Origin of the sequence: Paenibacillus solanacearum (assembly GCF_910593845.1) — a bacterium.
Taxonomy (GTDB): Bacteria; Bacillota; Bacilli; order Paenibacillales; family NBRC-103111; genus Paenibacillus_G; species Paenibacillus_G solanacearum.
The window spans coordinates 171,085-197,683 of sequence record NZ_CAJVAS010000002.1; the positions used below are offsets into that span (position 1 = coordinate 171,085).

General features: G+C 57.7%; 24 protein-coding genes. 2 read left to right on the forward strand and 22 right to left on the reverse strand.

Going from position 1 to position 26,599, the window contains the following annotated elements; all coding sequences use genetic code 11:
- The 16 genes from rpe to KXG62_RS03230 all read right to left on the reverse strand — a co-directional run bounded on the left by rpe (position 1) and on the right by KXG62_RS03230 (position 18,831).
- The gene (gene rpe / locus KXG62_RS03155) at positions 1-660 is read right to left on the reverse strand and encodes a ribulose-phosphate 3-epimerase (protein ID WP_218090469.1); all 660 of its coding nucleotides are present in this window, start codon (positions 658-660) and stop codon (positions 1-3) included.
- A 1-nt stretch (position 661) separates the two neighbouring features.
- Positions 662-1,585 carry a ribosome small subunit-dependent GTPase A gene (gene rsgA, locus KXG62_RS03160; RefSeq protein ID WP_218090470.1) on the reverse strand — a complete coding sequence of 308 codons (924 nt, stop codon included), beginning with the start codon at positions 1,583-1,585 and terminating at the stop codon, positions 662-664.
- Positions 1,586-1,588: 3 nt separating this feature from the next.
- Complete coding sequence (gene pknB, locus KXG62_RS03165) at positions 1,589-3,793, reverse strand: Stk1 family PASTA domain-containing Ser/Thr kinase (protein ID WP_218090471.1); 2,205 nt, start codon at positions 3,791-3,793, stop codon at positions 1,589-1,591.
- Positions 3,794-3,797: 4 nt separating this feature from the next.
- Positions 3,798-4,568, reverse strand: coding sequence for a Stp1/IreP family PP2C-type Ser/Thr phosphatase (locus KXG62_RS03170; protein WP_218090472.1), 771 nt, complete (start codon positions 4,566-4,568; stop codon positions 3,798-3,800).
- Between the two features lie 8 nt (positions 4,569-4,576).
- Positions 4,577-5,653: a dual-specificity RNA methyltransferase RlmN gene (gene rlmN / locus KXG62_RS03175; protein WP_218090711.1), complete on the reverse strand. Its 1,077-nt coding sequence runs from the start codon at positions 5,651-5,653 to the stop codon at positions 4,577-4,579.
- 101 nt (positions 5,654-5,754) lie between these two features.
- Positions 5,755-7,167 carry a 16S rRNA (cytosine(967)-C(5))-methyltransferase RsmB gene (gene rsmB / locus KXG62_RS03180; protein ID WP_281426615.1) on the reverse strand — a complete coding sequence of 471 codons (1,413 nt, stop codon included), beginning with the start codon at positions 7,165-7,167 and terminating at the stop codon, positions 5,755-5,757.
- Positions 7,168-7,265: 98 nt separating this feature from the next.
- Positions 7,266-8,216 carry a methionyl-tRNA formyltransferase gene (fmt, locus tag KXG62_RS03185; protein WP_246627268.1) on the reverse strand — a complete coding sequence of 317 codons (951 nt, stop codon included), beginning with the start codon at positions 8,214-8,216 and terminating at the stop codon, positions 7,266-7,268.
- Positions 8,213-8,695 carry a peptide deformylase gene (gene def, locus KXG62_RS03190; protein WP_218090473.1) on the reverse strand — a complete coding sequence of 161 codons (483 nt, stop codon included), beginning with the start codon at positions 8,693-8,695 and terminating at the stop codon, positions 8,213-8,215. Before def ends, fmt begins: the two co-directional genes overlap by 4 nt.
- A 90-nt stretch (positions 8,696-8,785) precedes the next feature.
- Positions 8,786-11,269: a primosomal protein N' gene (gene priA, locus KXG62_RS03195; protein ID WP_218090474.1), complete on the reverse strand. Its 2,484-nt coding sequence runs from the start codon at positions 11,267-11,269 to the stop codon at positions 8,786-8,788.
- Entirely contained in the window at positions 11,254-12,483 is a 1,230-nt protein-coding gene (gene coaBC, locus KXG62_RS03200; protein ID WP_218090475.1) for a bifunctional phosphopantothenoylcysteine decarboxylase/phosphopantothenate--cysteine ligase CoaBC, read from the reverse strand. The genes priA and coaBC overlap by 16 nt, the downstream gene beginning before the upstream one ends.
- A 123-nt stretch (positions 12,484-12,606) precedes the next feature.
- On the reverse strand, positions 12,607-12,822 hold the full coding sequence (rpoZ, locus tag KXG62_RS03205; RefSeq protein ID WP_218090476.1) for a DNA-directed RNA polymerase subunit omega: 216 nt from the start codon (positions 12,820-12,822) through the stop codon (positions 12,607-12,609).
- Positions 12,822-13,463 (reverse strand): guanylate kinase, encoded by a 642-nt coding sequence (gene gmk, locus KXG62_RS03210; RefSeq protein ID WP_218090477.1) that lies wholly within the window; start codon positions 13,461-13,463, stop codon positions 12,822-12,824. The genes rpoZ and gmk overlap by 1 nt, the downstream gene beginning before the upstream one ends.
- Positions 13,453-13,713, reverse strand: a complete 261-nt coding sequence (gene remA / locus KXG62_RS03215) for an extracellular matrix/biofilm regulator RemA (protein WP_009672664.1) — start codon at positions 13,711-13,713, stop codon at positions 13,453-13,455. Before remA ends, gmk begins: the two co-directional genes overlap by 11 nt.
- 173 nt (positions 13,714-13,886) lie before the next feature.
- Positions 13,887-14,768: a YicC/YloC family endoribonuclease gene (locus KXG62_RS03220; RefSeq protein WP_218090478.1), complete on the reverse strand. Its 882-nt coding sequence runs from the start codon at positions 14,766-14,768 to the stop codon at positions 13,887-13,889.
- A 257-nt stretch (positions 14,769-15,025) separates the two neighbouring features.
- On the reverse strand, positions 15,026-15,862 hold the full coding sequence (gene dapF, locus KXG62_RS03225) for a diaminopimelate epimerase (protein WP_218090479.1): 837 nt from the start codon (positions 15,860-15,862) through the stop codon (positions 15,026-15,028).
- 182 nt (positions 15,863-16,044) lie between these two features.
- Positions 16,045-18,831, reverse strand: coding sequence for a calcium-translocating P-type ATPase, SERCA-type (locus tag KXG62_RS03230; RefSeq protein ID WP_218090480.1), 2,787 nt, complete (start codon positions 18,829-18,831; stop codon positions 16,045-16,047).
- Positions 18,832-19,260: 429 nt separating this feature from the next.
- On the opposite strand from KXG62_RS03230, the gene KXG62_RS03235 reads away from it, so the two are divergent.
- Complete coding sequence (locus tag KXG62_RS03235; protein ID WP_218090481.1) at positions 19,261-21,066, forward strand: Rqc2 family fibronectin-binding protein; 1,806 nt, start codon at positions 19,261-19,263, stop codon at positions 21,064-21,066.
- Between the two features lie 235 nt (positions 21,067-21,301).
- Here KXG62_RS03235 and galU read toward each other — a convergent pair whose 3' ends face one another.
- From galU to KXG62_RS03260, 5 genes are all read right to left on the reverse strand, one after another.
- Positions 21,302-22,177, reverse strand: a complete 876-nt coding sequence (galU, locus tag KXG62_RS03240) for a UTP--glucose-1-phosphate uridylyltransferase GalU (RefSeq protein ID WP_218090482.1) — start codon at positions 22,175-22,177, stop codon at positions 21,302-21,304.
- The gene (locus KXG62_RS03245) at positions 22,174-23,022 is read right to left on the reverse strand and encodes a PHP domain-containing protein (protein ID WP_218090483.1); all 849 of its coding nucleotides are present in this window, start codon (positions 23,020-23,022) and stop codon (positions 22,174-22,176) included. The genes galU and KXG62_RS03245 overlap by 4 nt, the downstream gene beginning before the upstream one ends.
- Before the next feature lie 88 nt (positions 23,023-23,110).
- Positions 23,111-24,022, reverse strand: a complete 912-nt coding sequence (locus KXG62_RS03250) for a selenium metabolism-associated LysR family transcriptional regulator (RefSeq protein WP_218090484.1) — start codon at positions 24,020-24,022, stop codon at positions 23,111-23,113.
- Positions 24,023-24,117: 95 nt separating this feature from the next.
- Entirely contained in the window at positions 24,118-24,555 is a 438-nt protein-coding gene (locus KXG62_RS03255; RefSeq protein WP_218090485.1) for a hypothetical protein, read from the reverse strand.
- A 202-nt stretch (positions 24,556-24,757) separates the two neighbouring features.
- Positions 24,758-25,024, reverse strand: a complete 267-nt coding sequence (locus KXG62_RS03260; protein ID WP_218090486.1) for a YlbG family protein — start codon at positions 25,022-25,024, stop codon at positions 24,758-24,760.
- A 52-nt stretch (positions 25,025-25,076) separates the two neighbouring features.
- Between KXG62_RS03260 and KXG62_RS03265 the strand changes: the two genes are divergently transcribed.
- Entirely contained in the window at positions 25,077-26,099 is a 1,023-nt protein-coding gene (locus tag KXG62_RS03265; protein ID WP_218090487.1) for an asparaginase, read from the forward strand.
- A 13-nt stretch (positions 26,100-26,112) separates the two neighbouring features.
- On the opposite strand, the gene KXG62_RS03270 is transcribed toward KXG62_RS03265, so the two are convergent.
- Positions 26,113-26,559: a YlbF/YmcA family competence regulator gene (locus KXG62_RS03270; RefSeq protein WP_218090488.1), complete on the reverse strand. Its 447-nt coding sequence runs from the start codon at positions 26,557-26,559 to the stop codon at positions 26,113-26,115.
- Between the last annotated feature and the right edge of the window lie 40 nt (positions 26,560-26,599).

A 26,599-nucleotide genomic window follows, 5' to 3' on the forward strand; every position in this document is an offset into this window, starting at 1 on the left:
CTAGCTCCCCGCGCCTTTAAGGCTGGCGATCGCTGCGGCGCGATCCGGCTGATTGAACACCGCATTGCCGGCTACAAGCACGTTCGCTCCGGCCGCGATCACCTGCGGCGCCGTAGCCGCATTAATGCCGCCGTCGACTTCGATATCGACATGGCGAAGGCCGCGATCGTTCAGTTGATGCCGCAGCGCGGTAATTTTCGGCAGTACGCCGGGAATGAACGCCTGTCCGCCGAAGCCCGGATTGACGGTCATGAGCAGCACCAGGTCGAGCGCCTCGTCCATCACGTGTTCGATCGCGGAAATCGGCGTAGCCGGATTCAGAACAACGCCGGCTTTGACACCTTGTTCTTTAATGTAATGAAGCGTACGGTGCAGATGCACGCATGCCTCCGCATGTACGGAGATCAGGTCCGCGCCGGCTTTGGCGAACGCGGTAATGTACCGGTCCGGCTGTTCGATCATGAGATGAACGTCGAGCGGCAGCTTCGTCTTTGGCCGGATCGACTCGACGACAAGCGGTCCGATCGTGATGTTCGGAACGAAGTGACCGTCCATGACGTCGACATGAATCCAGTCTGCGCCGCCGCGCTCCACGTCGGCAATTTCTTGCCCCAATATGGAAAAGTCTGCGGATAAAATAGAAGGAGCGATTCGGAGCATCTTAATACCTCCTCTTCTTGTCTTTGATTTCTTCCAAAAAATGCAAATAGTGTTCATAGCGCGTAGCCGCGATGTCGCCGTTCGCTCGGGCCTCCTGCACTTTGCACCCTGGTTCGTGCTGGTGAAGGCATCCGCGAAAACGGCAATCCCCCGCATAGTCCGCGAACTCCCGGAAGCATGCGCCGAGGCCCTCGGCGTCGACATGCAAAAAATCGAGCGAGCTGAAGCCGGGGGTATCGGCGACGATCCCCCCGTTGCTCAGCCGAATGAGCTCCACATGACGCGTCGTATGCTTGCCTCGTCCAAGCTTCATGCTGATCTGATTCGTCTCCAGTTCCAGACCGGGAACCATCGCATTCAGCAGCGAAGATTTCCCGACGCCGGATTGTCCAGCGAAGACGCTGATACGGCCGGCCAATCGTTCGATTACGGCGTCGACGCCGATCTGCTCTTTGGCGCTGGTCAAGGATACGCTGTAGCCGATCGATTCGTATAGACGAATGACTTCCGACAATGGCATATGTACGCCGGCTTCGGCGTCCTGCACTTCGGGAGCTTCCGCGGCCAAATCCTGCTTGGTAAGGCAAATATGCGTATCCAGACCTACGCTCTCGGTATGGACGAGAAACTTGTCGAGCAGCGGCAAATTGAGCTGCGGCTCGTCAATGGAAAAGACGAGGACGACCAGATCCACGTTCGCTACAGGCGGGCGAACGAGCTCGGAGGAACGCGGCAGTACTTCGTCTACCGTACCCTCGCCGTTCTCCGTCAGCGCAAACTGCACCCGATCCCCTACGAGCGGCGAAATGCCCCTCTTCTTGAAGATCCCTCTGGCGCGGCACTGAATCGGATCGCCGCCCTGCGCCGCATCCGGCATGACATAATAATATCCGCTTAACGCCTTAACGATTAATCCCGTTGGCATGGATCAGTTTCGGCCTCCTGTGTTCGTCGTGCCGCCGGTTGAGCCGGCGGCAGGCGGATTCGTTCCCGTACCGCCATTCACCGGCGCATTGGCAGGCTTATTCGGCGTCCCTCCGGCAGGGGGCGTCGTTCCCCCGGCAGGCGGAGACGGCGTACCGTTAACGGGCTGCGTGCCGTTGCTTGTTCCCTGTGTGCCGGTGCTCGTACTCGACGCCTTGGAGGGAACGGTAAACGGCTTGCCGGATTTTTGGTCCAAGTAATTTTTATAGGTTACGGTGATCAGATCGGCATTCTTCTCGTCGACCTTCACCGTGATGACGGCGTCCTTGTCGGGAGAGACAATAAGGCTCACATCGACGCTTTCCGCCTTCGTGACATTGGACAGCTTCTGAACTTCCTTATTGTCGTTCACCGCATCGCTCAAGATGATTCGGACGGTGGACGCAATGCCTTCCCTGGCCGGCATGACCGGCACGCTGACTTTCATCTGCCCGGCATCCTCCGGCAAACCGGAGCTGATGACCAGCTTGATTTCCGACCCCGGTGCTACAGGCTCGTCCGGTTCATAAGGGAACTGCTTGATCACACGGCCTTTGGCCGCCTTATAGCTGGCTTCTACGGAAATGCCCTCTTTGGCCAGCTTCAGATTGCTTTTCTCCAGCGTCGATTTGGCTTCAGCCTCGCTTTTGCCGATCAAATTCGGCATCGGAATCGTTTCCGGTCCTTTGCTTACCGTCAAGCTCACTTTCACCGTAGCCGGATCGATATCTTCGTCCACTTTCGGCGTCTGCTTCGTAACCGTATCCGGGTCGGCGTCGCTATTTTCCGAAGCTACCGTAATATTTTCGGGCTTGATCCCCAAATTCGTCAGCTGCTGCTTCGCGTCCGCGACACTTTTCTTCGTGACCTCTGGCATCTTCTTCAGCTCGACGCCTTGGCTGACATACAGTTTAATCTTGTTCGGCAGCCTGACCTTGATATCGGCCTGGCTCTGACGGATGACGACATCCTTCGGCACGTCTTTGGACTGCTGATACTCGACGTCGTTCTCCAGTCCAGCTTCCGTAAGAATTTGCTGCGCTTCGGCCAGCGGCTTGTTGACAACGTTAGGCACCAGCGTTTGAGGCACTTCGAGCATTTTTTTGGCGTAGCCTACCGCATACCACATGCCGCCGAGCAGCCCTATCAGCACGATAAACCATACCAGAGGCTTGACCCAGCGTCTTTTCCTTTTTCCAGGAGGCTTCGTGTCCTCCGGCGTTTCGTCTTCCTCGTCCTCATCGTCATCCGCCGCAATATATTGCCCGGGCCGCAGCGCAGGCATCACGCGCGTCCGCTCCTCGTCCAGCTCGTCCTCGTCCTCGAAATTCAGCTTCGGTTCGTTGCGCCGATGCGGAAGCAGGCAGGTATCGAGATCGCCCATCATATCTTTGGCCGAACGATACCGCTCGGACGTGCTTTTGCGCATCGCGCGCAAAATGATGTTCTCTACGCTTTGCGGGATGAGCGGATTGACCTTGCGCGGTTCCTCCACGTCTTCCTGCAAATGCTTCAGCGCGACGCTAATCGGGCTTTCGCCGAGAAACGGAAGGCGGCCGGTCAGCATCTGATACATGACGATGCCAAGTGAATACAGGTCGGACTGCTCGCCGGTCGGCGTCCCTTTCGCATGCTCCGGCGAAAAATAGTGCACCGAGCCGACAACTGATCCTGTCTGCGTGATCGTCGAGGACGTGACGGCGCGGGCGATTCCGAAGTCCGTCACCTTGACGCGTCCGTTTTTACCGATCAGAATATTATGTGGCTTGATATCGCGATGAATGATTTGATTATGATGGGCATGATCGAGCGCATCGCAGATTTGACTGGCGATATGAATCGCTTCTTCCACTTGAAGCGGCGCTTTTTCCTTAATGAGCTCGTTGAGCGTCGTGCCTTCCACATACTCCATGACGATGTAATGTACGTCGTCCTCTTGACCTACGTCATAGATGCTGACCACGTTCGGATGCGATAAGGAGGCTGCGGCTTGTGCTTCGCGGCGAAAGCGGTGGATGAACTCCTCGTCGTGCACGTACTGCTGCCGCAGCACCTTCACGGCGATATGACGATGCAATAAAATATCAAGACCTTTGTAAACGATTGCCATTCCGCCGCCGCCGACCCGCTCGAGAATTTCGTAACGTCCTCCAAGCTGCTTTCCGATCATGCCATCACCCCGTTTCCCCATCGTTATGTACTGCAGCGGCATCGCCGTTGGCAAGGAGAATAACCGTAATATTGTCGTCTCCTCCGGCTTCGAGTGCTTCGTCCACCAGCTTCCTCACCTTGGCGTCCAGCGTATCCTCGCCGGAAGCAAGCCGGAGAATCTGCTCCGGCTCGACCCGGCTGCTGAGTCCATCGCTGCACAGCAGCAGCAGATCGCCTTCCTGCCAGTCAACCTGCAGCACGTCGACTTCGATCGTCGGCTCGGTGCCGAGTGCGCGCGTCAGCACGTTGCGACGCGGATGATGGTTCGCTTCCTCGCGCGAAATTTGACCGCTGCGCACCAGCTCGTTGACCAGGGAATGATCTTCCGTCACCTGGTCAATCCGTTCACCGCGAATCCAATACACGCGGCTGTCGCCGATATGGCCGATCACCGCATGCCGGTCGTCCGCGGCGACAATGATCGCCGTCGTTCCCATGCCATGGTAATTTTCCCGCGCGGAAGCGAATTCGAAAATTTTCGCGTTGGCGCTTTCCAGCGTCGCTTTGACCACCGCGTGACGCGCCTCCACCGGCACTTCCTGATGAAGGCTCTGCAAGCCTTGCTGAATAAGCTCCACCGCCATCGCGCTGGCCACATCGCCCGCTTGGTGGCCGCCCATGCCATCGGCCACGATCGCAAGGGTAAGGCCGTTCAGGTTGTCCTGAACCGCAAGACAGTCCTCGTTAATTTTTCGTACGCGTCCGATATCGGATAAATACGCCATTTTCCGCATTCGTGATCTCACCTCGCACCCGATTCCATATGCTTCGCTCTCAACTGGCCGCAAGCCGCTGCAATATCGCTCCCCTGCTCGCGCCGAATCGTCGCGTTCACTTTATTTCTCTCCAAGATGCGCTGAAACGTAAATATATCGTCGCGCGGCGTGCGCACGAAATTGCGTTCGGAAACGAAGTTGACCGGGATCAGATTGACATGTGCGTGAGGGAACGTCTTCAGCACCTGCGCAAGCTCCTCCGCATGCTCCGGCTGATCGTTGACCCCGCCCATCAGCGCGTATTCGAACGTGATCCGTCTTCCGGTTTTGGCAATGTAGTATTGGCACGCATCGATCAAATCTTTGAACGGAAATCTGCGGTTCACCGGCATCAGCTTGGAACGCAGCGTGTCGTTGGGCGCATGGATCGAAATAGCCAAGTTAATTTGCGTATCCTCATCGGCGAACCGGTAAATATTCGGCACGATGCCGCTGGTCGATACGGTAATATGGCGCTGGCCGATATTCAGTCCTTTCGGGTGAATCATCACCTTCAAAAACTTCATAACCGCGTCGTAGTTTTCGAACGGCTCGCCGATGCCCATGATGACGATGCTGCTGATCCGCTCTTGCGTTTGATCGAGCAGTTGCTGCGCCTTGACCACCTGCGCGATAATTTCGCCCGGCGTCAAATTGCGCTTTAGCCCGCCGAGCGTCGAAGCGCAAAACGTACAGCCGACGCGACAGCCGACCTGGGTCGTCACGCAGATGCTATTGCCGTAGCTATGCTTCATGATGACGGTTTCGATCGCGTTTTTGTCGTTCAGCTCAAACAAAAACTTCACGGTCCCGTCCTGGGAGCGGTAATGTGCCACCTCGTTTAACGTGACGAAATCGAACTGCTGCACCAGCTTTTCACGCAGCGCTTTCGGCAAGTTCGTCATTTCGTCAAAGCTTGAAACTCTTTTCACATATAGCCAGTCGAAAATTTGGCCCGCACGAAAGCCGGCCTCTCCGTTCGCTTTCACCCAATCCTGCCATTCTTCGAGTATAAGGTCGTACACGTAAGGCTTGTTGTTCTCCGTTAGGACCGGGCTTTCCATTGACTCCATCGTATGATCACAACCTGTTTTTCTAAAGTGAAGGTGCTTCCGGGCAGTCCGCTCCGAAAAAACCACATTTTATTGTACCACAAACGGCAAGCCTATGCTCGTTTCCGTAGTCTGGCGATGAAAAAACCGTCCGAACCGAAGTCATACGGCATGATTTGCACCGCGCCTTCCCGGCTGCGGTCCGTCAAGGGACCAGCGTCTCCCGGCGGCAGCTCCGGCTCGAATTCGGGATGCGCCGCTAAAAAGCCGCGGACCATCTCTTCATTCTCGGCGGCCTCGATCGTGCACGTGCTGTACACGAGTACGCCGCCCGGCTTCAGCAGCGGGTGAACGGCTTCGAGCAGCTCGCGCTGGATCTTGCATATGTCGGCGAGCTCGCTCTCCCGCTTCTCCCACTTCATGTCCGGCTTGCGGCGAATGACGCCGAGCCCCGAGCAAGGGGCGTCCAGCAGAATTCGGTCAAAGCTGCCCGCAGCGAACCGGTCTGACAGCTGGCGGGCATCCGTCGTGATTGTGCGGATGCTCTTCAGCCCGAGCCGCTGTGCCTGATCGCGGATCAGCTTTTCCTTGTGCTCGTACATGTCGCAGGCGATGATCTCGCCGGACTCGCCCATCTTCTCCGCCAGATGCGCCGTCTTGCCGCCGGGCGCGGCGCAGCAATCGAGCACCCGCTCGCCCGGCTGCGGATCGACCCATTCGGCGACGAGCATCGAGCTCTCGTCCTGCACCGAATACAGGCCGGCCGCATACTCCGGCGTCAAGGCCATGTTGCCGCCGCCGCGGACAATGACGCCGGCGGGCGATACGGCGGAGGGCTCCGCTTCGAGCCCTCCGTCGCGCAGCCGCTCGGCCAGCGCGACGGCGCCGAGCTTGAGCAGATTCGCGCGGATACTCACGCGCGGCGGGGTGTTGTTGGCCGCGCAGATGCGCTCGGCGGCCGCTTCGCCGAATTGCGCGATCCAGCGCCGCACCATCCATTCGGGATGCGAGTGCGCCAGCGCAATTCGCCGGTCAGCAGGCAGATCGGCCGGCAGCACCAGCTCGGCTTTGCCCCGGATGACGCTGCGCAGCACGCCGTTGACCATGCCGGAGATGCCTTGATGCCCCCGGCGCTTGGCGATGCCGACCGCCTCGTTCACGACAGCGTGATCCGGGATGCGGTCCAGATAGAGCAGCTGATACAAGCTCAGCCGCAGCAGGCTGCGCACCCATGGCTCCAGCTTGCCGACCCCTTTGTTCACGAACGGCTCGAGAAAATAGTCGATCGTGTTCAGCCGCTGCACCGTGCCGTAGACGAGCTCTGTCGCCAGTCCGGCGTCCTGCTTGTCCAGCTTGTGCTTTTGCAGCGTCTGGTTCAGCAGCAGGTTGCTGTAGGCCCGGTCCTGCTCGATGCGGACGAGCACGTCCAGCGCCGCCTCGCGGGCGGACGGCTTGCGCGTAGCCGCGCCGCCGCCGCTCGAACGATGGGCCGGACGGCCGCCGTTTGGTTTGTTCCCCTTGTTCACTATTGCAAATGCCTCCGATCATTCCGCTACCTAATCACAATCTTATACAGCCGTCTCGGCGGCAGCTTGTGCCGCACGCGCGAACTGCAGCTTCAGGCTCAACCCAGTACCGTGCCGGGGGCGAGCTGGCCGCCGCGGATCAGCTCCGCTGCGCTCATCGCCTTCTTGCCGGCCGGCTGCAGCTCCACGATCCGCAGCACGCCGTCGCCGGTCGCCACGGCGATGCCGCGTTCCCCGGCTTCCAGCACCGTGCCCGGCGTCACGCCGGCAGGTGCCGCTTCCGCAGCATCCGGTTTCAGGCAGCTCCACACTTTGAGCACGTCGCCGTTCCAGTACGTAAACGCTCCCGGGCGCGGATTCAGCGCGCGGACCAAATTCCAGCTGCGTACGGACGGCTTCGTCCAATCGATCTGCTCCTGCTCTCTCTGGATGTTCGGGGAGTAGACCGCATCCGCGTCGTTCTGCGGCACAGCCTGCGCTTCGCCGGAGAGCAGCTTCGGCAGCGTGTCTTCAAGCAGTGCCGCTCCCGCCGCGCTCAGCTTCTCGAACATCGAGCCCTGCGTATCGCTATCTTCGATCGGCACTTCAATTTTGCTGATCATGTCCCCGGTATCGAGCCCTTCGGCCATGTACATGATCGTGACGCCCGTAACGGCGTCGCCGTTCATGAGGGCGTAATGGATCGGCGCGCCGCCGCGGTACTTGGGCAGCAGCGACGCATGAATGTTAATGCAGCCGAAGCGCGGCAGCTCCAGCACCGACTTCGGCAAAATTTGCCCGTACGCGGCGGTTACGATCAAATCAGGCGCCAGCGCACGGAGCGCTTCTACCGATTCGGGCCGCCGCAGCCGCTCCGGCTGCAGTACCGTCAGCCCCTGGCGCTCAGCCTCCGCCTTTACCGGCGTCGGGGTCAGCACCCGCTTCCGCCCGACCGGACGGTCCGGCTGCGTGACCACCGCCACGACCTCGATCTCGTCATTCTGCAAAAGCTTGTGCAAAGAAGGCACGGCGAAATCCGGCGTGCCCATAAAAATAACGCGTATGCTCATGCTTCACCGCGATCCGGCGGCTCGTTCTTGTACATGCTTTCCGCCAGATCCGTATACAGCACGCCGTTCAGGTGGTCCACCTCGTGCTGAATGCAGCGTGACAGCAGCTCGGTTCCTTCGATGACGATTTCTACGCCGTCGCGGTTCAGCCCCTTCACCTTCACCCGCTCCGCGCGTCTTACGTCTCCCGAAAGTCCGGGGATGCTCAGACAGCCCTCAGGGCCGAATTGCTCTCCCTCGCGCTCGATAATTTCGGGATTGATCAGCTCGATCAATCCGTGCTCATCGCCGACATCCATGACGATGACGCGCTTGAGAATGCCGATTTGCGGTGCGGCAAGCCCGACGCCTTCCGCGTCGTACATCGTATCGGCCATGTCATTCAGCAGCTTATGAATATTGGGTGTAATTTTCGATACGGGCACGCACTTCTCGCGCAGCACCGGATCCGGGTCTTTCACGATAATTTTGATCGCCATAATAGGTGCACCTTCCTTTGATTAAAAACAAGAAGCCGGGTAATATGCGTTACTTCCATATGTATATTCCGGCCGGCTTGGGCCGGAGCTTTACATCAATAATAAAGGATCGACATCGATGGACAGCGTCAGCTTCTGTCCCTTCACCGCCTCGTCGAGAACGGTGGAAGCCTGCTCTAGGATCGACGCGATGTCCGTCTCTCCCCGATATTTTATCATGCATTGGAACCGATATCTATCTTTGATCCGCGAAATCGGCGATGCGACCGGACCGAGCACCTCCATCTCCGCACGGCCGGCAAGCGACTGAGACAGCTCCTTCAGCCGGGAGGCCAGCATTTCGCCGGAGCGGAGCAGCAGCGGCACCTGTTCATGCGACAGCGTAAGAAGCACGAGCCGGTGAAACGGAGGGTAATTGTGCAGCTGCCGCATCTGCATTTCCTTCTGCATAAAGCTCGCATAGTCGTGACGACTGGCGCTGATGATGCTGTAATGCTCGGGGGTATACGTCTGCACGAACACTTCGCCCGGAAGCTGATGCCGTCCGGCCCGCCCAGCTACCTGTGTCAGCAGCTGGAACGTCCGTTCGGCCGAGCGGAAATCCGGCAGATTGAGTACCGAATCGGCGGCCAATGCGCCGACGAGGGTCACATAAGGAAAGTCGAGCCCTTTGGCGACCATTTGCGTACCGAGCAGCACATCCGCCTGCCGGTTGCGGAACATCGTCAGCCATTTCTCATGCGAGCCCTTCTCCGTCGTCGTATCCACGTCCATTCGAATGACGCGGATGCCAGGGAACAGCTTCCCGAGCTCTTCCTCCACCCGCTGCGTTCCGGTTCCGAAATGCCGAATATGCTCGCTGCCGCAGTCCGGACAAACGGACAGTTCCCGCTCGGCATACCCGCAGTAATGACAGCGGATCGCCTTCGAGCTCTGATGATACGTCAGCGAAATATCGCAATGCGGGCAGTCGGCCACATAGCCGCAGGTCCGGCACATGACGAATGTCGCATAGCCGCGGCGGTTGAGCAGCAAAACGATCTGTTCTTTCTTGTGTAACCGTTCTTCGATCGCTTTATACAGGTCGCGGCTAAACATGGAGCGGTTGCCGTTCTTCAGCTCCTCGCGCATGTCAACAATGTTCACCTTGGGCAGCGGACGCCCCTCAACCCGGGACGGCATCGAGAGCAGCTCGAATGCCGGTCTTTGCTCGGTGGCTTGCTGTCTGGCCTGAGGCAGCGTGCGGAAAATGCTTTCCAGCGAAGGGGTGGCCGAGCCGAGGACGACGGAAGCGCCATGATAACGCGCCCTTGCTACAGCAACGTCCCGGGCATGGTACTTAGGGCTTTCTTCCTGCTTGTACGTCGTTTCGTGCTCTTCATCGATAATAATAAGGCCGAGGTTGGTAAAAGGGGCGAAAATCGCCGAGCGCGCGCCGATGACGACCTGAACGTCCCGGCGCACGATTTTGCGCCATTCGTCATACCGTTCGCCATGGGAAAGCCGGCTGTGGAGAACCGCCACGCGGTTGCCGAACCTCCCCTTGAATCGTTCGACCATTTGCGGCGTCAACGAAATTTCCGGCACGAGCACAATCGCCTCGCGCCCCAGATCGAGGCATGATTGAATGGACTGCAAGTATACTTCCGTCTTGCCGCTGCCAGTCACTCCCTGCAGCAAAAAGACATGCCGCTGGCGCGCATGCAGGCTGTCCCGGATGCGTCCGTATACCTGCTGCTGCTCCGGGGTCAGCGGCAGCGGGGACGTCGGCTTAAACGAACGGCTCGCGTAAGGGTCGCGCTGCACCTCAACCTCCTCGATCCGCAGCCAGCCCCGTTCGGCCAGCCCTTTGACCGTGCTTGCGCTTATGTTGAGCTCCGATAGCAGCTCCGTCAGCTTGATCGGATCCGGCTGTTGTTTGAAATGCTCAAGCACTTCTTTCTGCTTCGCCGCCCGTGCAGGCAGCTCCTCGATCCAGCCGTCAAGCTGTTCCAACTGCTCCGGGGGAAATACGGTCAGCGCTTTCTTCGTCGTCATTCGGTCCTTGACGAGCTGTATTTCTTCCAAATACCCTTCAACGATCAGCTGCCGGATCAGCGCGCCTTCGGAGGCGTACCGGGCAAGCAGCGAATCCAGTTCGACCGTCTCCCGGCTCCGCACGAATTGCATAATTTCCTGCTGAACCGGCAGAAGCAGCGCGTGCTGCTGCCCTTGCGGCTCGCGTGCGCACACATGCCGCTCGTATTTCGCCTTGAGCGCACCGGGAATCATCGCCTGCAGTGCAGTGATTTCATGGCACATATACGTCCGGCTCATCCACCGGCCGAGCTTGACCAGCTCCGGCGTCAGCGGCGGCGTCAAGTCCAAGGTCTGCCCGATCGGCTTGATTTTCCCCGCATCCATCTCGCTGCCCTCGTGCAATTCGACGACAAAGCCTTGCAGCGTCCGCGGCCCGAACGGAACGCCGACCCGGCTGCCGACGGCGATCCAGTCTTTCATCGAGTCCGGCACGCGATAATCGAACGCCCGGTTCGTTTGCTTCGCCGGGACATCGACGATTACTTTTGCATACATTCGTCCGTCCCTTCTTTCCTGGTTAACCGCTCCGCTACAATGGTCAACAGCCGCTGGGCCACCTGCGCCTTGCTCATCAGTGGCGGCGCCTCCACGAGTCCGTCCTTGTCATAGATCCGCACCGCATTCGTATCGGTCCCGAATCCGGCTCCCTCCGCGGTCACATCGTTGGCGACAAGCAGATCGCAATTTTTGCGCTTCAGCTTGTCCATCGCGAACGCTTCAAGATTTTGCGTTTCGGCGGCAAAGCCTACGACGAACTGCCCGCTCGTCTTCCGCTCGCCGACCGCTTGCAGGATATCCGGATTTTTGACCAGCTGCAGCGTAAGCGCTTCGTCTTTTTTCTTTATTTTTTGCTCCGAACGCTCCGTTGGACGGTAGTCGGCGGGCGCTGCGGCTTTGATCACGATATCCGTCTCCGGCAGCCGCGCCAATACCGCATCCATCATATCCATCGTCGACTCGACCCGCACGATGTTCATCCCTGCCGGCACCGCTGTCGACACCTTGGCTACGACCAGCGTCACTTCCGCGCCCATCCGCCTTGCTTCCTCGGCGACCGCAAAGCCCATTTTACCCGAAGAATCGTTCGTCAAATAGCGGACCGGGTCGATGCGCTCCACCGTGCCGCCTGCCGTGACAAGCACCTTTTTCCCTTCAAGCCGCTTTTCATCGGCAAAATGGCTCCGAATTGCTTCGACGATTTCTTCTGGCTCAGCCAGCCGTCCCTTGCCTACATACCCGCATGCGAGCTGACCGGTCCCCGGTTCGATGAACATGACGCCGCGATCGGCAAGCGTCCGCAGGTTGGCCTGAACCGCCGGATGCGCATACATGTGCACGTTCATCGCCGGCGCGACGAGCACCGGCGCCTCCGTTGCCAGCAGCGTCGTGCTGAGCATGTCATCGGCGAGCCCGAGCGCCATCTTCCCAATCATATTGGCCGTGGCCGGAGCGACGACGATCAGATCCGCGCTGTCGGCAAGATTGATGTGCTGTACGACGGAGGCATCCTTCTCGTCGAACGTATCGACGGCTACCTCCTGCCGCGATAGCGTTTGGAACGTCAGCGGCGCAATGAACTTCGTCGCCGATTCCGTCATGATGACACGGACCGTCGCCCCCGCCTGCGCCAGCTTGCTGCACAGCGCCGCCGCTTTGTACGCCGCAATGCCACCGCACACGCCCAGCACGATCGTCTTTCCGTTCAACATCCGATCCACTCCTCTCTATATACAAGAAAAGCTTCCGATCGAAGCTTTTCGGTAAACTGCGGATGCGTTCTTTTTCACGTTACAGTATCAAGATAGAAAAAAAGAACAACCGCGAAGGGTTGTTTATTTTACCGTCTCTTTGGATTGAATCTTTTCGTAGGAAATATGATCTTCGTAGATCTCTTCGAGTGCCAGACCAACGAATTTATGCGATCTTTTTTGGCGCAGCTCGGTTTTGGAACCGTCTCGCAGCAAGCGGGCCCGCTTGGCGGCAGCGACGACGAGCGAATATTTGCTGTCTACTTTATCGAGCAGACGGTCAATGGAAGGATACAGCATTACTTTTTCACCTCGGCCATCCAATGTTTTATTTTCGAAACCATCCGGTCCTTGCGGCTGCGTTCCGCCACAAGAATGGAGCGAATCCGGGAACAGGCCAAATCGACCTGATCATTAACAATAGCATAATCGTAATGTTCCATCAAGGCGATCTCTTCCATGGCGACCGACATCCGGCTTCGAATGACGTCTTCCGTCTCCGTGCCTCGGCCGACGATCCGGTTTTCCAGTTCGGGAAGCGATGGGGGCAGCAGGAAAATAAACACGCCTTCCGGGAATTTCTGCTTCACCTTCAACGCGCCCTGCACTTCGATCTCGAGAATGATATCTTTGCCCGAAGCGAGCGTGTCTTCGACGAATTTCCGCGGCGTGCCGTAGTAATTGCCGACATACTCGGCCCATTCCAGCATCTGGTCCTGCTCGATCAGCTGCTGAAACTGCTCTCTAGACTTGAAAAAATAATTAACCCCTTCGACCTCGCCTTGTCTCGGCGCGCGGGTCGTCGCGGAAACCGAATAAACGATATCGCTTGCGCATTCGCGAAGCGCCTTGCACACCGTGCCTTTACCGACCCCGGACGGTCCGGAAAGTACAATCAAAATGCCTCTATCTGCCGGGGCATAGCTCGTATTACTCGTCATGATCATCGTCCTTATTGGAGAGTCGATGGGCCACCGTCTCCGGCTGAACCGCCGATAAAATGACATGATCGCTGTCCGTAATAATGACGGCCCGGGTACGTCTTCCGTAGGTCGCATCGATCAGCATGTGGCGATCGCGCGCTTCCTGAATGATCCGTTTGATCGGCGCGGATTCCGGGCTTACGATGGAAATGATTCGATTCGCGGAGACGATATTCCCGAAACCGATGTTGATTAACTTGATCGCCATGAATGGTTTTCCCCCTGAATCTTTCCGTTGAAGCGGCCGTCTTCGGCGAATCGCCTTGTGCATACCCGAACGAACGGATACCCGTTAGGTGGAGCGCCGGACGAGCCTGCTTTCGCAGGAAAGAGTTTTATTACATTGTTGTTCGACCTGAGAGCATCTATATGCTTCTTCGTTCACTCGATGTTTTGAATCTGCTCGCGCATTTTCTCCAGCTCGGCCTTCATGTCGACGACAATCGCCGTAAGCGAAGCATTGTTCGCTTTGGAGCCGATCGTGTTGACTTCCCGGTTCATTTCCTGAACGAGAAAATCGAGCTTGCGCCCTACCGGTTCCTCGCTTTGCAGCAAGCTGCGGAATTGGGCGAAATGGCTTTGCAGACGGTTCATTTCCTCATCGATATTAACCCGGTCCGCGAAAACGGCGACTTCCATAGCCAGCCGGTTCTCGTCGATCGGCCCTTGATGAACCAGATCCCGTATGCGGGCGTTCAGCTTCTCCGCGTATTCCTTAACGGTCTGCGGCGCCAGGACGGCGGCTAACCCGCAATAATGCTCCATGGTGCCGACGCGCTGCTCCAGTTCCCTCTGCAGGAACGAGCCTTCCCGCTCTCTCATCGCTACAAGCTCCCGTACGGCGCTGACCGCACATGATGAGATGGCTTCCGCAATCTCGTTCTCCCCGTCCGTCGACGACTGCTGAAGCGTAACGACGCCGGGAATGTCGAGCAGTTCCTTCAGCGTAATGTCCCCCTGCAGCGACAAGCGCTCCTTGAGCTGCTCCGCAGCCAGCTTGTAGGCGGCGGCAAGCTCCCAGTCGATCTGCACCGCATGCGCGGATTCCTTGATCTTCTCGAAGTTGACGAACACATCGACGCGGCCTCGCCGGACATGACGGAGAACGGTCTGTTTGAGCGTATCCTCGAAGCGCGCCCATTCGCGCGGCATGCGGACGGCCACTTCGGTATAACGATGATTGACCGATTTCAGCTCAATTTGGATTTGGATTCCGGCTGCGGTAAGCGCAGCTTGTCCGTATCCGGTCATACTGATGACCATACCGCTCACCTTACCAATCTATTCTAATTCATTTTGTTAGTGGGTACAAGTGGGAATCGAGCCCCGGTTTTTCGTGCCGCCGCGCCGTTTTCCGGGCGGCCGGGAGCCGCGTTTGGACACCGCTCTCCCCGCACTCGGGCATCCGAAGGACCATCAATCCTCGCGGGATCGCTGTTCGGCCCCCAGCGGCGCTTCATTCGGCAGGCAGGCGTTGTTCTCCGGCCTCGGCCTCCGTTTCCCTCTACCCAGCATGAACATTAAATCGTTCCTTTAAACACGACCTCAGCGGGACCGGTCATATATACATGATTGTCCGCTTCATCCCATTCGATGAGCAGGTCGCCGCCCTTAAGCGAAACGATGCCCCGGCGGTCCATCCGCCCGGTCAGTACGCCGGCCACAAGTGTGGCGCAGGCGCCCGTGCCGCAAGCAAGCGTCGGTCCGGCACCGCGCTCCCAGACGCGCATCTCGGCAAAGTCTCTTCGCTTCACCGTAGCGAACTCGACGTTGATGCGTCGCGGAAACAGCGGATGATGCTCCAACGGAGGGCCGTATGTATGCAGATTGGTATGGACCGCATCGTCCGTGAAAATAACGCAGTGCGGGTTGCCCATCGATACGGCGGTAAAACGGAATTGCCGTCCCGCCGCTTCAACAGGATATTCGGTCACCGGTTCCGCATCGATCGTCGTCGGCACCGCAAGACCGTTCAGAATCGGCGCGCCCATATCGACGCGCACCGCGCTTACGGCGCCATTCTCCACCGTGAGCCGCACCGGCTGCGGCCCCGCGCCGATCGTCTCGATGACGAGATCGGTCCGGGACGCGTCGATCAAGCCGTTATCATATATATATTTGGCTGCGCAGCGGATGGCGTTGCCGCACTGCTCCGCTTCCGTGCCGTCGGAGTTGATGATGCGCATCATATAATCCGCCCGATCCGATGGCAGCACGTAGACGACGCCGTCCGCTCCGATCCCGAAGTTGCGGTCGCAATATCGGACCGCAAAGCTCGCGGCATCAGCGGGCAGCGCCTGTTCCCCGAACAAGACGATGAAGTCGTTGCCCAATCCTTGCATTTTCGTAAAATTCATCGCGCAAGCTCCTGTCAAGACGTGTTTTATCCCCTATCATAGCGCAAATTCGAAACCATGCATAGGTTTTCATAAAATATTCAATTCCCGCGCCGTTAAAAAGCCGGAATTCCGAGGATTCGGAATTCCGGCCGGCCTTTCACTCTTACGAGCCACGCTCTTGCTCACCTGCGCTTCGAAGCTTATCGGACAATAGGCTTCACCGGCTTCTGTCCTCCGCCGAGCGAAAGCGGCTTGCGCTTTGCCGGTTTGCTCATGAGGCTGCCCAGTCCCATCAGGAACGTCGGTATGCCCGCAAAGACAAGCACGAGGAACCAGTCAGCCGCCCCCAGCGGCACGGTTTTGAAGATCGGCCGCAGCGCGTCGACATACAGCACCGGCAGCATCAGCAGCAACGAGGAAATAGTCGCCAGGACAAGCCATATGTTCTGCAGCGGGTTCCGGTGGAAAATCGAGCGCGAGCTGCGGCAGTCGAATACGTGAATGAGCTGGGCCATGACCAGCGTTACGAAGGCGACGGTTTGCGCTTTGATCAGCGCGTCCGGGCCGTCCTGGCCCTGCTTCAGCGTAATGTAGAACGCCGCCAGCGTGCAGAGCCCGATCAGGATGCCGCGGGACACGATTTTCCAGCCCAGCCGCCGCGCGAAAATATTTTCTTTCGCCGGACGCGGCTTTTGCTGCATCAGATCCTTTTCCGCCTGATCGACGCCAAGCGCCATCGCCGGCAAGCCGTCGGTCACCAGGTTGACCCACAAAATTTGAATCGGCACGAGCGGCAGCGGCAAGCCGGCCATCATGGCCAGGAACATCGTCAAAATTTCGCCGACGTTGGAAGCGAGCAAATAACGGATAAACTTGCGTATATTTTCATAAATGCCGCGGCCTTCTTCAATCGCGGAGACGATCGTCGCGAAATTATCGTTGCTCAGTACGAGCGCGGAAGCTTCCTTGGATACGTCCGTGCCACTGATCCCCATGGCGATCCCGATGTCGGCCGCCTTGATCGCCGGGGCATCGTTCACGCCGTCGCCGGTCATTGCCACGACATGACCTTGGCGCTGCAGCGACTTGACGATGCGAAGCTTATGCTCCGGCGATACTCTCGCATAGACGTACACGTTGTCCACGTGCTTGTCGAGCTCTTCGTCGCTCAGGCTGCTGAGCTGCTGCCCGTTCAAGGCAAGCCCGTCCGTCGGCAAGATCCCGAGCTGTCGGGCGATCGCTTCGGCCGTCGTCTGATGGTCACCGGTAATCATCACAGTCTTGATGCCGGCACGCCTGCACTTGACGATCGCTTCACGCACCTCGCGCCGGGGCGGATCGATCATCCCTGTCAAGCCGATGAAGATCAGGTGTGTTTCCACTTCTTCTTCCTGCTCGCACCGCTCCGATGGCTTCATATCGCGATACGCGAGACCGAGTACGCGGAGCGCGTTTTTCGCCATTCCTTCGTTGGCCGCGAGCACTTTTTGCTTGAGCGTCGGAGTGAACGGAATCACCTTGTCGTCCCACAGTACATAAGCGCATTGCGACAACAGCACATCCGGCGCGCCCTTCGTGCATACCATGCGTCCGCCCTGATGCTCGACAACGACGGACATCCGTTTCCGTTCCGAATCGAAAGGCATTTCGGTCACGCGGCGGTACAGGCCGTCTAGCGTTTGCTGAGTAACGCCCGCCTTCGCGCTCAGCACGACAAGCGCCCCTTCCGTCGGATCGCCCTTGATGTTCCACACGGGCGGAGCCTCTTCACCTTTTTTCTTTTTCGCTTCGCCCCGCTGCTCGTGGAGCACCGCGTTGTTGCAGAGCACGGATACTTGCATCAGCTTGCGGAGCATCTGGTTTTTGCGGACATCCATCGGCTTTCCGTTCTTCATGATCTCGCCATGCGGATCGTAGCCGTCGCCGGTCACTTCCAGCACGTCGCCGCCGATCCACAGATGCGTCACAGTCATCTTGTTTTGTGTCAGCGTACCCGTTTTGTCCGAGCAAATGACCGACGCGCATCCGAGCGTTTCCACGGAAGGCAGCTTGCGCACAATTGCTTTGCGCTGGATCATCCGCTGTACCCCGAGCGCCAGTGCGATCGTAACGATCGCTGGCAGCCCTTCGGGGATCGCCGCGACCGCAAGCGACACGCCGGCTAGGAACATGCCATACGGCTCCTGCCCGTGCAGGATGCCGGCGACGACGACGAGCACGGTAAGCGCAAGCGCCACGATGATCAATATTTTCCCCAGCTGCTCCAGACGATGCTGCAGCGGCGTTTCCATCGCGTCGGTATTTTGGATCAGATCGGCGATTTTTCCCATTTCCGTATCCATCCCGGTGCGGATGACCACCCCTTTGGCCGTGCCCCGGGTGATCATCGTCCCCATAAACCCGAGATTGCGCTGATCGCCGAGCGGCACTTCACCGCTGGTCAACGCTTCCGTATGTTTGGCGACCGGGACGGATTCTCCCGTCAATGCCGATTCTTCCACATACGTGCCAAACGCTTCGAGGAAGCGAAGGTCGGCCGGGATCCGATCCCCGCTTTCCAGCAGGACGACATCCCCGGCAACCAGCTCCTTCGCCGGCACTTGCTCCAACGCCCCGCCGCGAAGCACCTTGGCTAGCGGCGCTGACAGTTCCTTCAACGCCCGCAAGGAACGCTCGGCACGAAACTCCTGTACGAAGCCGAGGATACCATTCATAATAATGATGGCCATAATCGTGACAGCGTCAAGGTATTCCCCAAGCAGTCCCGACACGAGCGTAGCTCCGACCAGCACCAGCACCATGAAATCTTTGAACTGGTTCAGAAACAACGCCAGCGGCGATACGCCCTCCCCATCCGCCAGTTCGTTGGCTCCGTGAGCTGCAAGCCGCTCGCGCGCTTCTTCCGCAGTCAGTCCTCCGGCGGGATTGGTCCCGGTCTGCTCCAAGATCTCCTCCGCCGTCATCTGGTACCACTGTTTCTGACTCATTTGCTTCTCCCTCCCACAACTTATGGCACCGACGGTGCTTGAAACATGAATGGGTAACACGTTCCCGCAGCCGCTTAGCGACATGACTGAGCTGCCCGGGTTCGTCCCATCCAAAAGGTTGTCTAGCCTAAATGTATTCAGACAAGCCGCAAAATAGCACGAAATGTTGCCACATTCGCAGACACTCCCGTCTTGACCGGATTCGCGGGACAGCACAGGCCTTGACGCGAATCCCAAGCGCGCATTGCGGCGCTGCGCGGTTCGTTCGAACCCCACGCAGTCTGTTCCCGCTCCCGCAACGGGTGTCAGCGGTTGAAAAAAGCTTAAGTTTTCCCATAAAATATGGCATGATAGAAGGTAGCGCTTATTAAGCCGCCGCGGCCGATTCTTTTCTCCGGCTGCGGCGATGAAGAAATGGAGTTGTACAGCATGTCGTTAGACGGTCTCGTCGTACACAGCCTCGTGCATGAGCTGCAGCGCTGTGTCGGCGGCAGAATCAATAAAATTCAAATGCCCACCGAAAATGATATCGTGATGCAGCTTCGGATATCCGGCAGCGGGGTAAAGCTACTGCTATCCGCCAACCCGACTTATCCGAGAGTGCATCTTACCGAACAAAGCTACATCAATCCGTTGGAAGCCCCGATGTTCTGCATGCTGCTCCGCAAGCATTGCGAGGGCGGCGTCATTGAAGCGATCGAACAGCCGGGAATGGAACGCGTGGTTCATATAAAAATACGCCAGCGGGACGAGCTCGGCGATATTAGCACCAAGCTGATCGTGGTCGAAATTATGGGACGCCACAGCAACATCATTTTGTTGGACCCGATAGCCGGAACGATTCTCGACGGCATCCACCATGTCACCCCAGCAATCAGTTCCTACCGCATCGTTATGCCCGGGAGCGCTTATACCGCGCCGCCGGAGCAGCATAAAGAGCTTCCTTTCGGCTGGGGCAAGGAACGGTTTGCCTCCGCCTTCTGGCATATGCTCGCGGACGCGGAAGAAAACGTCGCCGAAGGCGTGCCTGGCGCAGCCCCGCGCTGGTGGGAGCAGGCGATCGTAAGGCAGTTCAGCGGATTTAGCCCGCTGGCCGCCAAAGAGCTTGTGCATCGTGCGATGAAAGCGGAAAGCGGCGCGGCCGAAATCGCGAACCCGGCTGATTTTGCCGTCAGCCTGTGGGAGCCGTTCCGCGAAGTGACCGGGCGGCTGCAAGCCCATCAGCCGGACACGAACATGGTGCTGCAGGAGCAAACCGGCAAAACGTTCTTCTCGGTCATCGAATTGACCCATATCGAGGGAAAGAAGACCCGGTTCGAGACGGTCAGCGCTTGCCTTGAGGCGTATTTCGGGGATAAAGCGGAACGGGATACGGTCAAGCAGCGTGTCTCGGACTTGCTTCGGCTGCTTACGAACGAGCGCAGCAAAAACGTCAAAAAGCTCGAGAAGCTGGAGGAAACGCTCGCGGACGCCCAGCAGGCGGACCGGTTCCGCATTGTGGGCGAGCTGCTGACCTCCTCGATGCACCTGATCCGCAAAGGTGATAAGCAGATCGAAGTGATCAATTATTACGACGAAGAGCAGCGCCCCGTCACCATCGAGCTGGACCCGCTGCTCACGCCGTCTGAAAATGCCCAGCGTTATTTCAAAAAATATACGAAAAGCAAAAATAGCCTAGCCGCGGTAAGCGAGCAAATGGCACAGGCCAACATGGAAATCCTTTATATGGATAACCTGCTGCAGCAGCTTGACAGCGCAGGACTTAGCGATATCGAGGAAATTCGCGAGGAGCTGGCGGAACAAGGGTATTTGCGCGCGCGGAACAAAAAAGGGCGCAAAAAAAAGCCGAATCAAAAGCCCGTTCTGGCCTGCTATACGTCAAGCGAGGGCATTCCGCTGTATGTCGGCAAAAACAATACGCAAAACGAATATTTGACGAACCGGCTTGCGCATGCGGGCGACACCTGGCTCCATACGAAAGACATTCCGGGCTCTCATGTCGTCATCCGCAGCCCGGAGTATGGGGAAGCGACTTTGAACGAAGCCGCCCAACTGGCGGCCTATTTCAGCCAGGCCAAGCAATCGAGCCAGGTGCCTGTCGATTATACGCTGATCAAGCATGTCCGGAAGCCCAGCGGCGCCAAGCCCGGCTTCGTTATCTACGATCATCAGAAGACGCTGTTCATTACGCCGGATGCCGAGCATATCAAGCAAATGCCGATGCAGCTGAAATAGCGCTACTCTGCCATACAGAGGCGGGCCTCTATACCGGGTGACGATGGTTTTGTACCGCCTCGCTGCATCCGTTCCGTCTACAAGCAAAAAGGACCTCGATATCCACTTAACCGTGAATACCGAGGTCCTTTTAACTTGTACGGGGCTGCGCCGGACAAATCCGAGCATGGGGGGAACTCTAGCCCCAGCTGAGTCCATTTGTTCGCTTGCACTCGTTGCTGATGCGTCTCTTCTCTTAAAGTTCCTTTATTAGCCTGCGCAAATATTGCTTCAGCGGTTCATTCAGCTCGTCGCTAGCCAGCGCCATTTCGACGGTGGCCTCCACGAACCCGAGCTTATCGCCGACGTCGTACCGTTTTCCATCGAATTGGCAGGCGATCATCCGCCTCATTCGGTTCAATTCGCCCAGCGCATCCGTCAGCTGAATCTCGCCGTTGCGGCCCGGCTTGCTGTTTTCGAGAATAGCGAAAATTTCCGGCATGATGATGTAGCGGCCGATGACGGCCAAATTGGACGGCGCCTTGTCGCGTTCCGGCTTCTCGACCAAGTCGTCGATGTAGCAGTGCCGGTCCGATGCAGTGAGCGGATCCGGCGAAACGATGCCGTACTTGCCAACGTCCTCCCAAGGCACTTCCTGCACGGCAATGACGGATGTCTCCGTTTGCTCGTACAGCTCGATCATTTGCTTGAGACACGGCTTCTCCGAGCGAATGATATCGTCTCCGAGCAGGACGGCGAACGGCTCGTTCCCGATAAACTTGCGCGCTGTCAGCACCGCATGCCCGAGCCCGAGCGGTTCTTTCTGCCGGATGTAATGCACATCGGCCAAATTCGATACAGAACGCACGATTTCGAGCAGCTCCAGCGAGCCTTTATGCTCGAGCGCCGCTTCCAGCTCGATCGATTTGTCGAAATGATCCTCGATCGCGCGCTTGTGCCGGCCCGTGACGATAATAATGTCCTCGATGCCCGACGAGATCGCTTCTTCCACGATATATTGAATGGCCGGCTTGTCGACGATCGGCAGCATTTCCTTCGGCTGCGCCTTCGTCGCGGGCAGGAAGCGGGTGCCTAGGCCCGCTGCGGGAATGATCGCTTTGCGAATGTTCATGGCCGTCCGCCTCTCTGCTCGTACAGCCGCTTGCACACGCTCGCATCGATGCGCCTTGCGCCCAGCGGCGCGTGAAACACGACGCCTCCCCGCTCCCCGTGAAAATCGGAACCGGCCGTAATCGTCAGTCCCAGCGACTCGGCTAACGCCGTATAATGCGTCTCTTGCTCCGGCGTATGATCCGAATGGTACGCCTCTAGACCGACCAGCCCGGCTTCCTTCAGCTGCGGAATGATGTCATCTTGATCGTACAGCCCCGGATGCGCCAATACCGGCGCTCCTCCCGCTTCCAGAATCCACTGGATCGCGGTAATCGGCTCGATCCGCGGCGGGTTGATATACGCGGCCGCTCCCTTGGCCAAATAGCGTTCGAACGCCTCGGCCATGTTCGCGACATAGCCTTTGCGGACGAGTGCATCGGCGATATGCGGCCGTCCGACGGTTTCTTCCGCCTTCTTCGAGGCCATGAGCGAAGCCATCACATCGTCCATGGTCACCTCGAGTCCCAATGCCTGCAGCCTCTCAATAATCATATCGTTGCGCCGGTCGCGCACACGCCGAAGTTCGGCGAGTCTCGACAAGAACGTCTCGTCTTTCCAGTCGATGAAATAGCCGAGAACATGAATGTCTTGGCCGGCATGTACGGTGCTGATTTCAACCCCCGGCACAACCTCGATCCCGTATTCCTTACCGGCTTCGATCGCTTCTGCCAGCCCCGCGACGGTATCGTGATCCGTTATGGCTACAGCAGCCAGACCAGCTGCGGCAGCCAGTTTTACGTTGTCCGCCGGAGGCTGCGTGCCGTCCGACGCCGTTGTATGTGAATGCAAATCGACAAATGGCATGCTGACATCCCCTTTTCTATCGTTCATTGCATCGCTGGCCCGCGCTTGTGCGGTGCAGCCGGGCGGATGCATTCTCCCTGGCTCCGTGTTACAGCCACTGGCTTAAATCTTTCTCCCGCAAAAACGTAAGGAACGTCACGGCCGAAATCGGCAGCAGCGTAGAGTTCAGGTAGATCGCGTGAAAGCTGCGGCCAAAGCTGACCCCTTCCACGTCCTTCACCTGGATGACGCCGAGCGCGGACTCATGCTTGACCGACGATTGCGATAAAATCGAAATGCCCAGCCCCGCTTCCACCGCCGATTTCACCGCGCCGGTGCTGCCAAGCTCCATGACGATTTTGAGCGCGTCGCGGTCGTAACCGGCCCGCTCGAGCTCCTCCTCCATGACGGTCCGCGTTCCGGATCCTTGCTCCCGAAGCACGAACGGATAATGGAGCATCTCTTCGACGGTGACGCTTTCCTTCCCGGCCAGCGGATGATTTCGCGGCACGATCAGCTTTAGCTCGTCGCTGAGCACCGCTTCGGTGTGCACGTCGGGGTGATGCACCTCCGCCTCGACAAGCCCGAACGTCAGCTGGTGCGCCAGCACCTCGTCGAGAATTTGCTTCGTATTGATCACTTTCATGCTGACGGATATGTTCGGGTATTCGCTGCTGAACGGCCCGAGCAGCCGCGGCAATATATATTCGCCGACTGTCAGGCTTGCCCCCAAATGAAGACGGTCTTCCAGCATATGCGTAAAGCGGGACATGCGAATGCCCGTTTCCTTGATCAGCTCGATGCTCTGCTTGGCGTACGGCAGCAAGGTTCGTCCCGCTTCCGTCAGCTCCACCCGCTTGGTGGAGCGCAGAAACAGCTTTGTGCCGAAATACTCCTCCAGCGACTGCACCTGCATCGTTACGGCGGGCTGCGTCATATGAAGCGCCTGTGCGGCGTGCGAGAAGCTGCCTTTTTCCGCAACGGTATAAAAAATGTGAAGCTGATGAAAATTAAGCGCCATGATTGTTCCTCCGGTGGAGCATGAATACTACACATTATACCAAAAAACAAAGAGGCATGCCTGATTTTCGGCACACCTCCCGGATCATTCGCCTATTATCTTCGTTTCCGGCTGTTCTTAATGAGCGTCATCCGCCGAGAATGACGCAACCATGAATAGTAGGAGCGCAAATCCCGAAGCTCCATCGTTTCGGACATACGGCCGAGAAACGTCACGACGATCATTTTATAATAAACGGGTCCCGGTCCTTTATATTCAGGTTGTACGGGCGTAAATTCCGCGACCATCACCAAGTCTTCATCGATCAGGAACACGTCCTGCTCGTTCTTGTAATAGGTGCGTATGGAATCCGTCTTCAGTTTGCTCCATAAAAAAGCGGAAATATCCGCGAAACCGGTCTTCTCCGACTCCACGCGATCCGCCCAGCGGCTTCGGGCATGATGAGTGATGATGATCTCTGCAATCCTTCTGTTGCCAAGAAGAGTCGTATTCGTTTCGTTCTTCTCCAAACCTTCGATTTTGCTCGAGCCCATTATCCATACCCTCTTCCTATAAAAATAGTTCTTTAAACCTATGTACTGTATGATCGCTTATCTATTATTTTAGTTCATTTAGGCACAGAATCAACTTAAAAAATCTTTAGAAAACCTACATTTCGAAAACAAATCACAAAAAACAAAAAAGCTTCTGCGAACAGAAGCTTCATGCCAGGCGTATCGTATAGGAGCGTGCAAATTATAGCGTGTAGAATCTTGTTTTATCAGGAATATTACTGTTATACTCGGTTTTGATTTCACTGCGGTAAGACCGCTCGACTTTCTTAACGAACGGAAGCCTTTGCAGTTGTTTGACCGTCTCGTCGAGCCGACTCGCATAGACGTACATAGCGGCGTAATGCAGCTTTTTGGATATAAAATGGACGTTGCCGTACTTCTCCAAATGCTTGCCTGCCGCCTTCAAATCATTAACCCACACGATGATGCCGCTACGCTCGGTAAACATGGGAAAACCCTTCTTTCATTGCCATTATATTTTTGGGAAAGGAACGATCATCATGTCGTCTTCCGCTGCAGCACAAATATTAATCGAAGTCACTCGGGGAGCGATGACGGAAAGCGTGCACCGCGGGCATATATCCGTCGTTGATTTCCGCCGTCATACGATAGCGTTCACCGGAAATCCGGATTATTATACGTATATCCGCTCTACCGCCAAACCGATTCAGGCGATCCCGCTGCTCGAAGCCGGCGGCTTGGAGCGCTATAGCTTCACCCCGGCCGAACTCGCGCTTTGCTGCGCATCCCACAATGGAGAATCGGCGCATGCCGAAACCGCGCTGGCCGTGCTTCGGAAATCAGGACTCGATGAAAGCGCTCTTAGGTGCGGCGTGCACGAGCCGCTCTACAGGCCGGCTGCGGACGCGCTCAAGCAATCCGGGCAAACTGCGACGCCGCTGCACAATAACTGCTCCGGCAAACATGCCGGCATGCTCGCATTGTCGGTTCTTTTGCAGGCGCCTACTCAACAGTATACCGCAACGGCTCATCCTGTCCAGCTAAAAATGCTCCAGACGGTCGCGGAGATGTGCGGCGTCGCTCCGGAAAGCATCGGCCTCGGAACGGACGGCTGTGGCGTGCCGGTATTTGCCATGCCCCTGTCGGCGCTGGCGTATGGATACGCGCGACTGGGCCGGCCTGAGGAGCTGTCCGCGCCAAGGGCGGACGCCTGCCGACAGGTAATCAGCGCCATGCGCGCGGCGCCCTATTATGTAGCCGGTACCGGGCGATATGACACCCGGCTCGCCGAAGTAACCGGCGGTCGCATCATCGGCAAGATGGGTGCCGAAGGCGTCTATGCGCTTACCGTTCCACAGGAGGGCCTCGGCCTCGCGCTCAAGATCGAGGACGGCGCCGAGCGCGCGCTGTATCCTGCGGCTACTGAAGCGCTGCTCCAGCTCGGTCTGCTGTCACCGTCCGAAGCGGATCAGCTCGAGGCGTTCCATCAGCCTGCGGTCACGAATCGCCGCGGCGAAACGGTCGGCATCATCCGGCCGGTGTTCCGGCTTCAACGAAGCTGAACCGGGCAGCTCGTTAGCCGCATTTGCCGCTGCAGCTCCCGCCGGTCGAGCAGCCGCCGCCGCTGTCAAGCGGGTCGTTGCCCGGAACCTTGATCGTATCGGAGACGGCAAATGCGATCGATTGCGACACTTCGTGCAGCAGTTCGTCGAGCTTGCGCTCCGCATCCTTGAAGCGGTTTACGCACTCAATCGCATCGAGCTGCCGAATCACTTCATTGACCTGGTCCATCGCTTCGTGGTAATTCGGATGATAATGCCCGAAGCGCTGGGTTTCCTCGAACAGCTCCTTCTTCCGGTTAAGCAGCGGCATGAGCCGCTTCACTTCCTGATCCTCGTCCTTGCGTTGTTTCCAATATAGGTAATCCGCCGTTTCCGCGGAATTTTTTATCATGTCGGCAAGCTCGTAAGCCCCCAGCAAGATAGCAGACATGTCGAGCGTCTGCGGTTCCATGATCGCCATGGTTCAAGCACCTGCCTTTCGCTCATCCATTTGTCCTTTG

What these genes read in the sequence shown, in the direction of transcription:
- KXG62_RS03250 (WP_218090484.1), bottom strand. Translation starts at nt 24,022, where the DNA reads ATGGCGCTTAATTTTCATCAGCTTCACATTTTTTATACCGTTGCGGAA.
- pknB (WP_218090471.1), bottom strand. Translation starts at nt 3,793, where the DNA reads ATGATCGGAAAGCAGCTTGGAGGACGTTACGAAATTCTCGAGCGGGTC.
- remA (WP_009672664.1), bottom strand. Translation starts at nt 13,713, where the DNA reads ATGGCGATCAAGTTAATCAACATCGGTTTCGGGAATATCGTCTCCGCG.
- def (WP_218090473.1), bottom strand. Translation starts at nt 8,695, where the DNA reads ATGGCGATCAAAATTATCGTGAAAGACCCGGATCCGGTGCTGCGCGAG.
- KXG62_RS03265 (WP_218090487.1), top strand. Translation starts at nt 25,077, where the DNA reads ATGTCGTCTTCCGCTGCAGCACAAATATTAATCGAAGTCACTCGGGGA.
- coaBC (WP_218090475.1), bottom strand. Translation starts at nt 12,483, where the DNA reads ATGTTGAACGGAAAGACGATCGTGCTGGGCGTGTGCGGTGGCATTGCG.
- KXG62_RS03230 (WP_218090480.1), bottom strand. Translation starts at nt 18,831, where the DNA reads ATGAGTCAGAAACAGTGGTACCAGATGACGGCGGAGGAGATCTTGGAG.
- dapF (WP_218090479.1), bottom strand. Translation starts at nt 15,862, where the DNA reads ATGAATTTTACGAAAATGCAAGGATTGGGCAACGACTTCATCGTCTTG.
- priA (WP_218090474.1), bottom strand. Translation starts at nt 11,269, where the DNA reads ATGTATGCAAAAGTAATCGTCGATGTCCCGGCGAAGCAAACGAACCGG.
- gmk (WP_218090477.1), bottom strand. Translation starts at nt 13,463, where the DNA reads ATGACGAGTAATACGAGCTATGCCCCGGCAGATAGAGGCATTTTGATT.
- KXG62_RS03170 (WP_218090472.1), bottom strand. Translation starts at nt 4,568, where the DNA reads ATGCGGAAAATGGCGTATTTATCCGATATCGGACGCGTACGAAAAATT.
- KXG62_RS03235 (WP_218090481.1), top strand. Translation starts at nt 19,261, where the DNA reads ATGTCGTTAGACGGTCTCGTCGTACACAGCCTCGTGCATGAGCTGCAG.
- KXG62_RS03245 (WP_218090483.1), bottom strand. Translation starts at nt 23,022, where the DNA reads ATGCCATTTGTCGATTTGCATTCACATACAACGGCGTCGGACGGCACG.
- fmt (WP_246627268.1), bottom strand. Translation starts at nt 8,216, where the DNA reads ATGAGCATACGCGTTATTTTTATGGGCACGCCGGATTTCGCCGTGCCT.
- KXG62_RS03270 (WP_218090488.1), bottom strand. Translation starts at nt 26,559, where the DNA reads ATGGCGATCATGGAACCGCAGACGCTCGACATGTCTGCTATCTTGCTG.
- rpe (WP_218090469.1), bottom strand. Translation starts at nt 660, where the DNA reads ATGCTCCGAATCGCTCCTTCTATTTTATCCGCAGACTTTTCCATATTG.
- galU (WP_218090482.1), bottom strand. Translation starts at nt 22,177, where the DNA reads ATGAACATTCGCAAAGCGATCATTCCCGCAGCGGGCCTAGGCACCCGC.
- KXG62_RS03255 (WP_218090485.1), bottom strand. Translation starts at nt 24,555, where the DNA reads ATGGGCTCGAGCAAAATCGAAGGTTTGGAGAAGAACGAAACGAATACG.
- rlmN (WP_218090711.1), bottom strand. Translation starts at nt 5,653, where the DNA reads ATGGAAAGCCCGGTCCTAACGGAGAACAACAAGCCTTACGTGTACGAC.
- rpoZ (WP_218090476.1), bottom strand. Translation starts at nt 12,822, where the DNA reads ATGCTGTATCCTTCCATTGACCGTCTGCTCGATAAAGTAGACAGCAAA.
- rsgA (WP_218090470.1), bottom strand. Translation starts at nt 1,585, where the DNA reads ATGCCAACGGGATTAATCGTTAAGGCGTTAAGCGGATATTATTATGTC.
- KXG62_RS03220 (WP_218090478.1), bottom strand. Translation starts at nt 14,768, where the DNA reads ATGGTCATCAGTATGACCGGATACGGACAAGCTGCGCTTACCGCAGCC.
- KXG62_RS03260 (WP_218090486.1), bottom strand. Translation starts at nt 25,024, where the DNA reads ATGTTTACCGAGCGTAGCGGCATCATCGTGTGGGTTAATGATTTGAAG.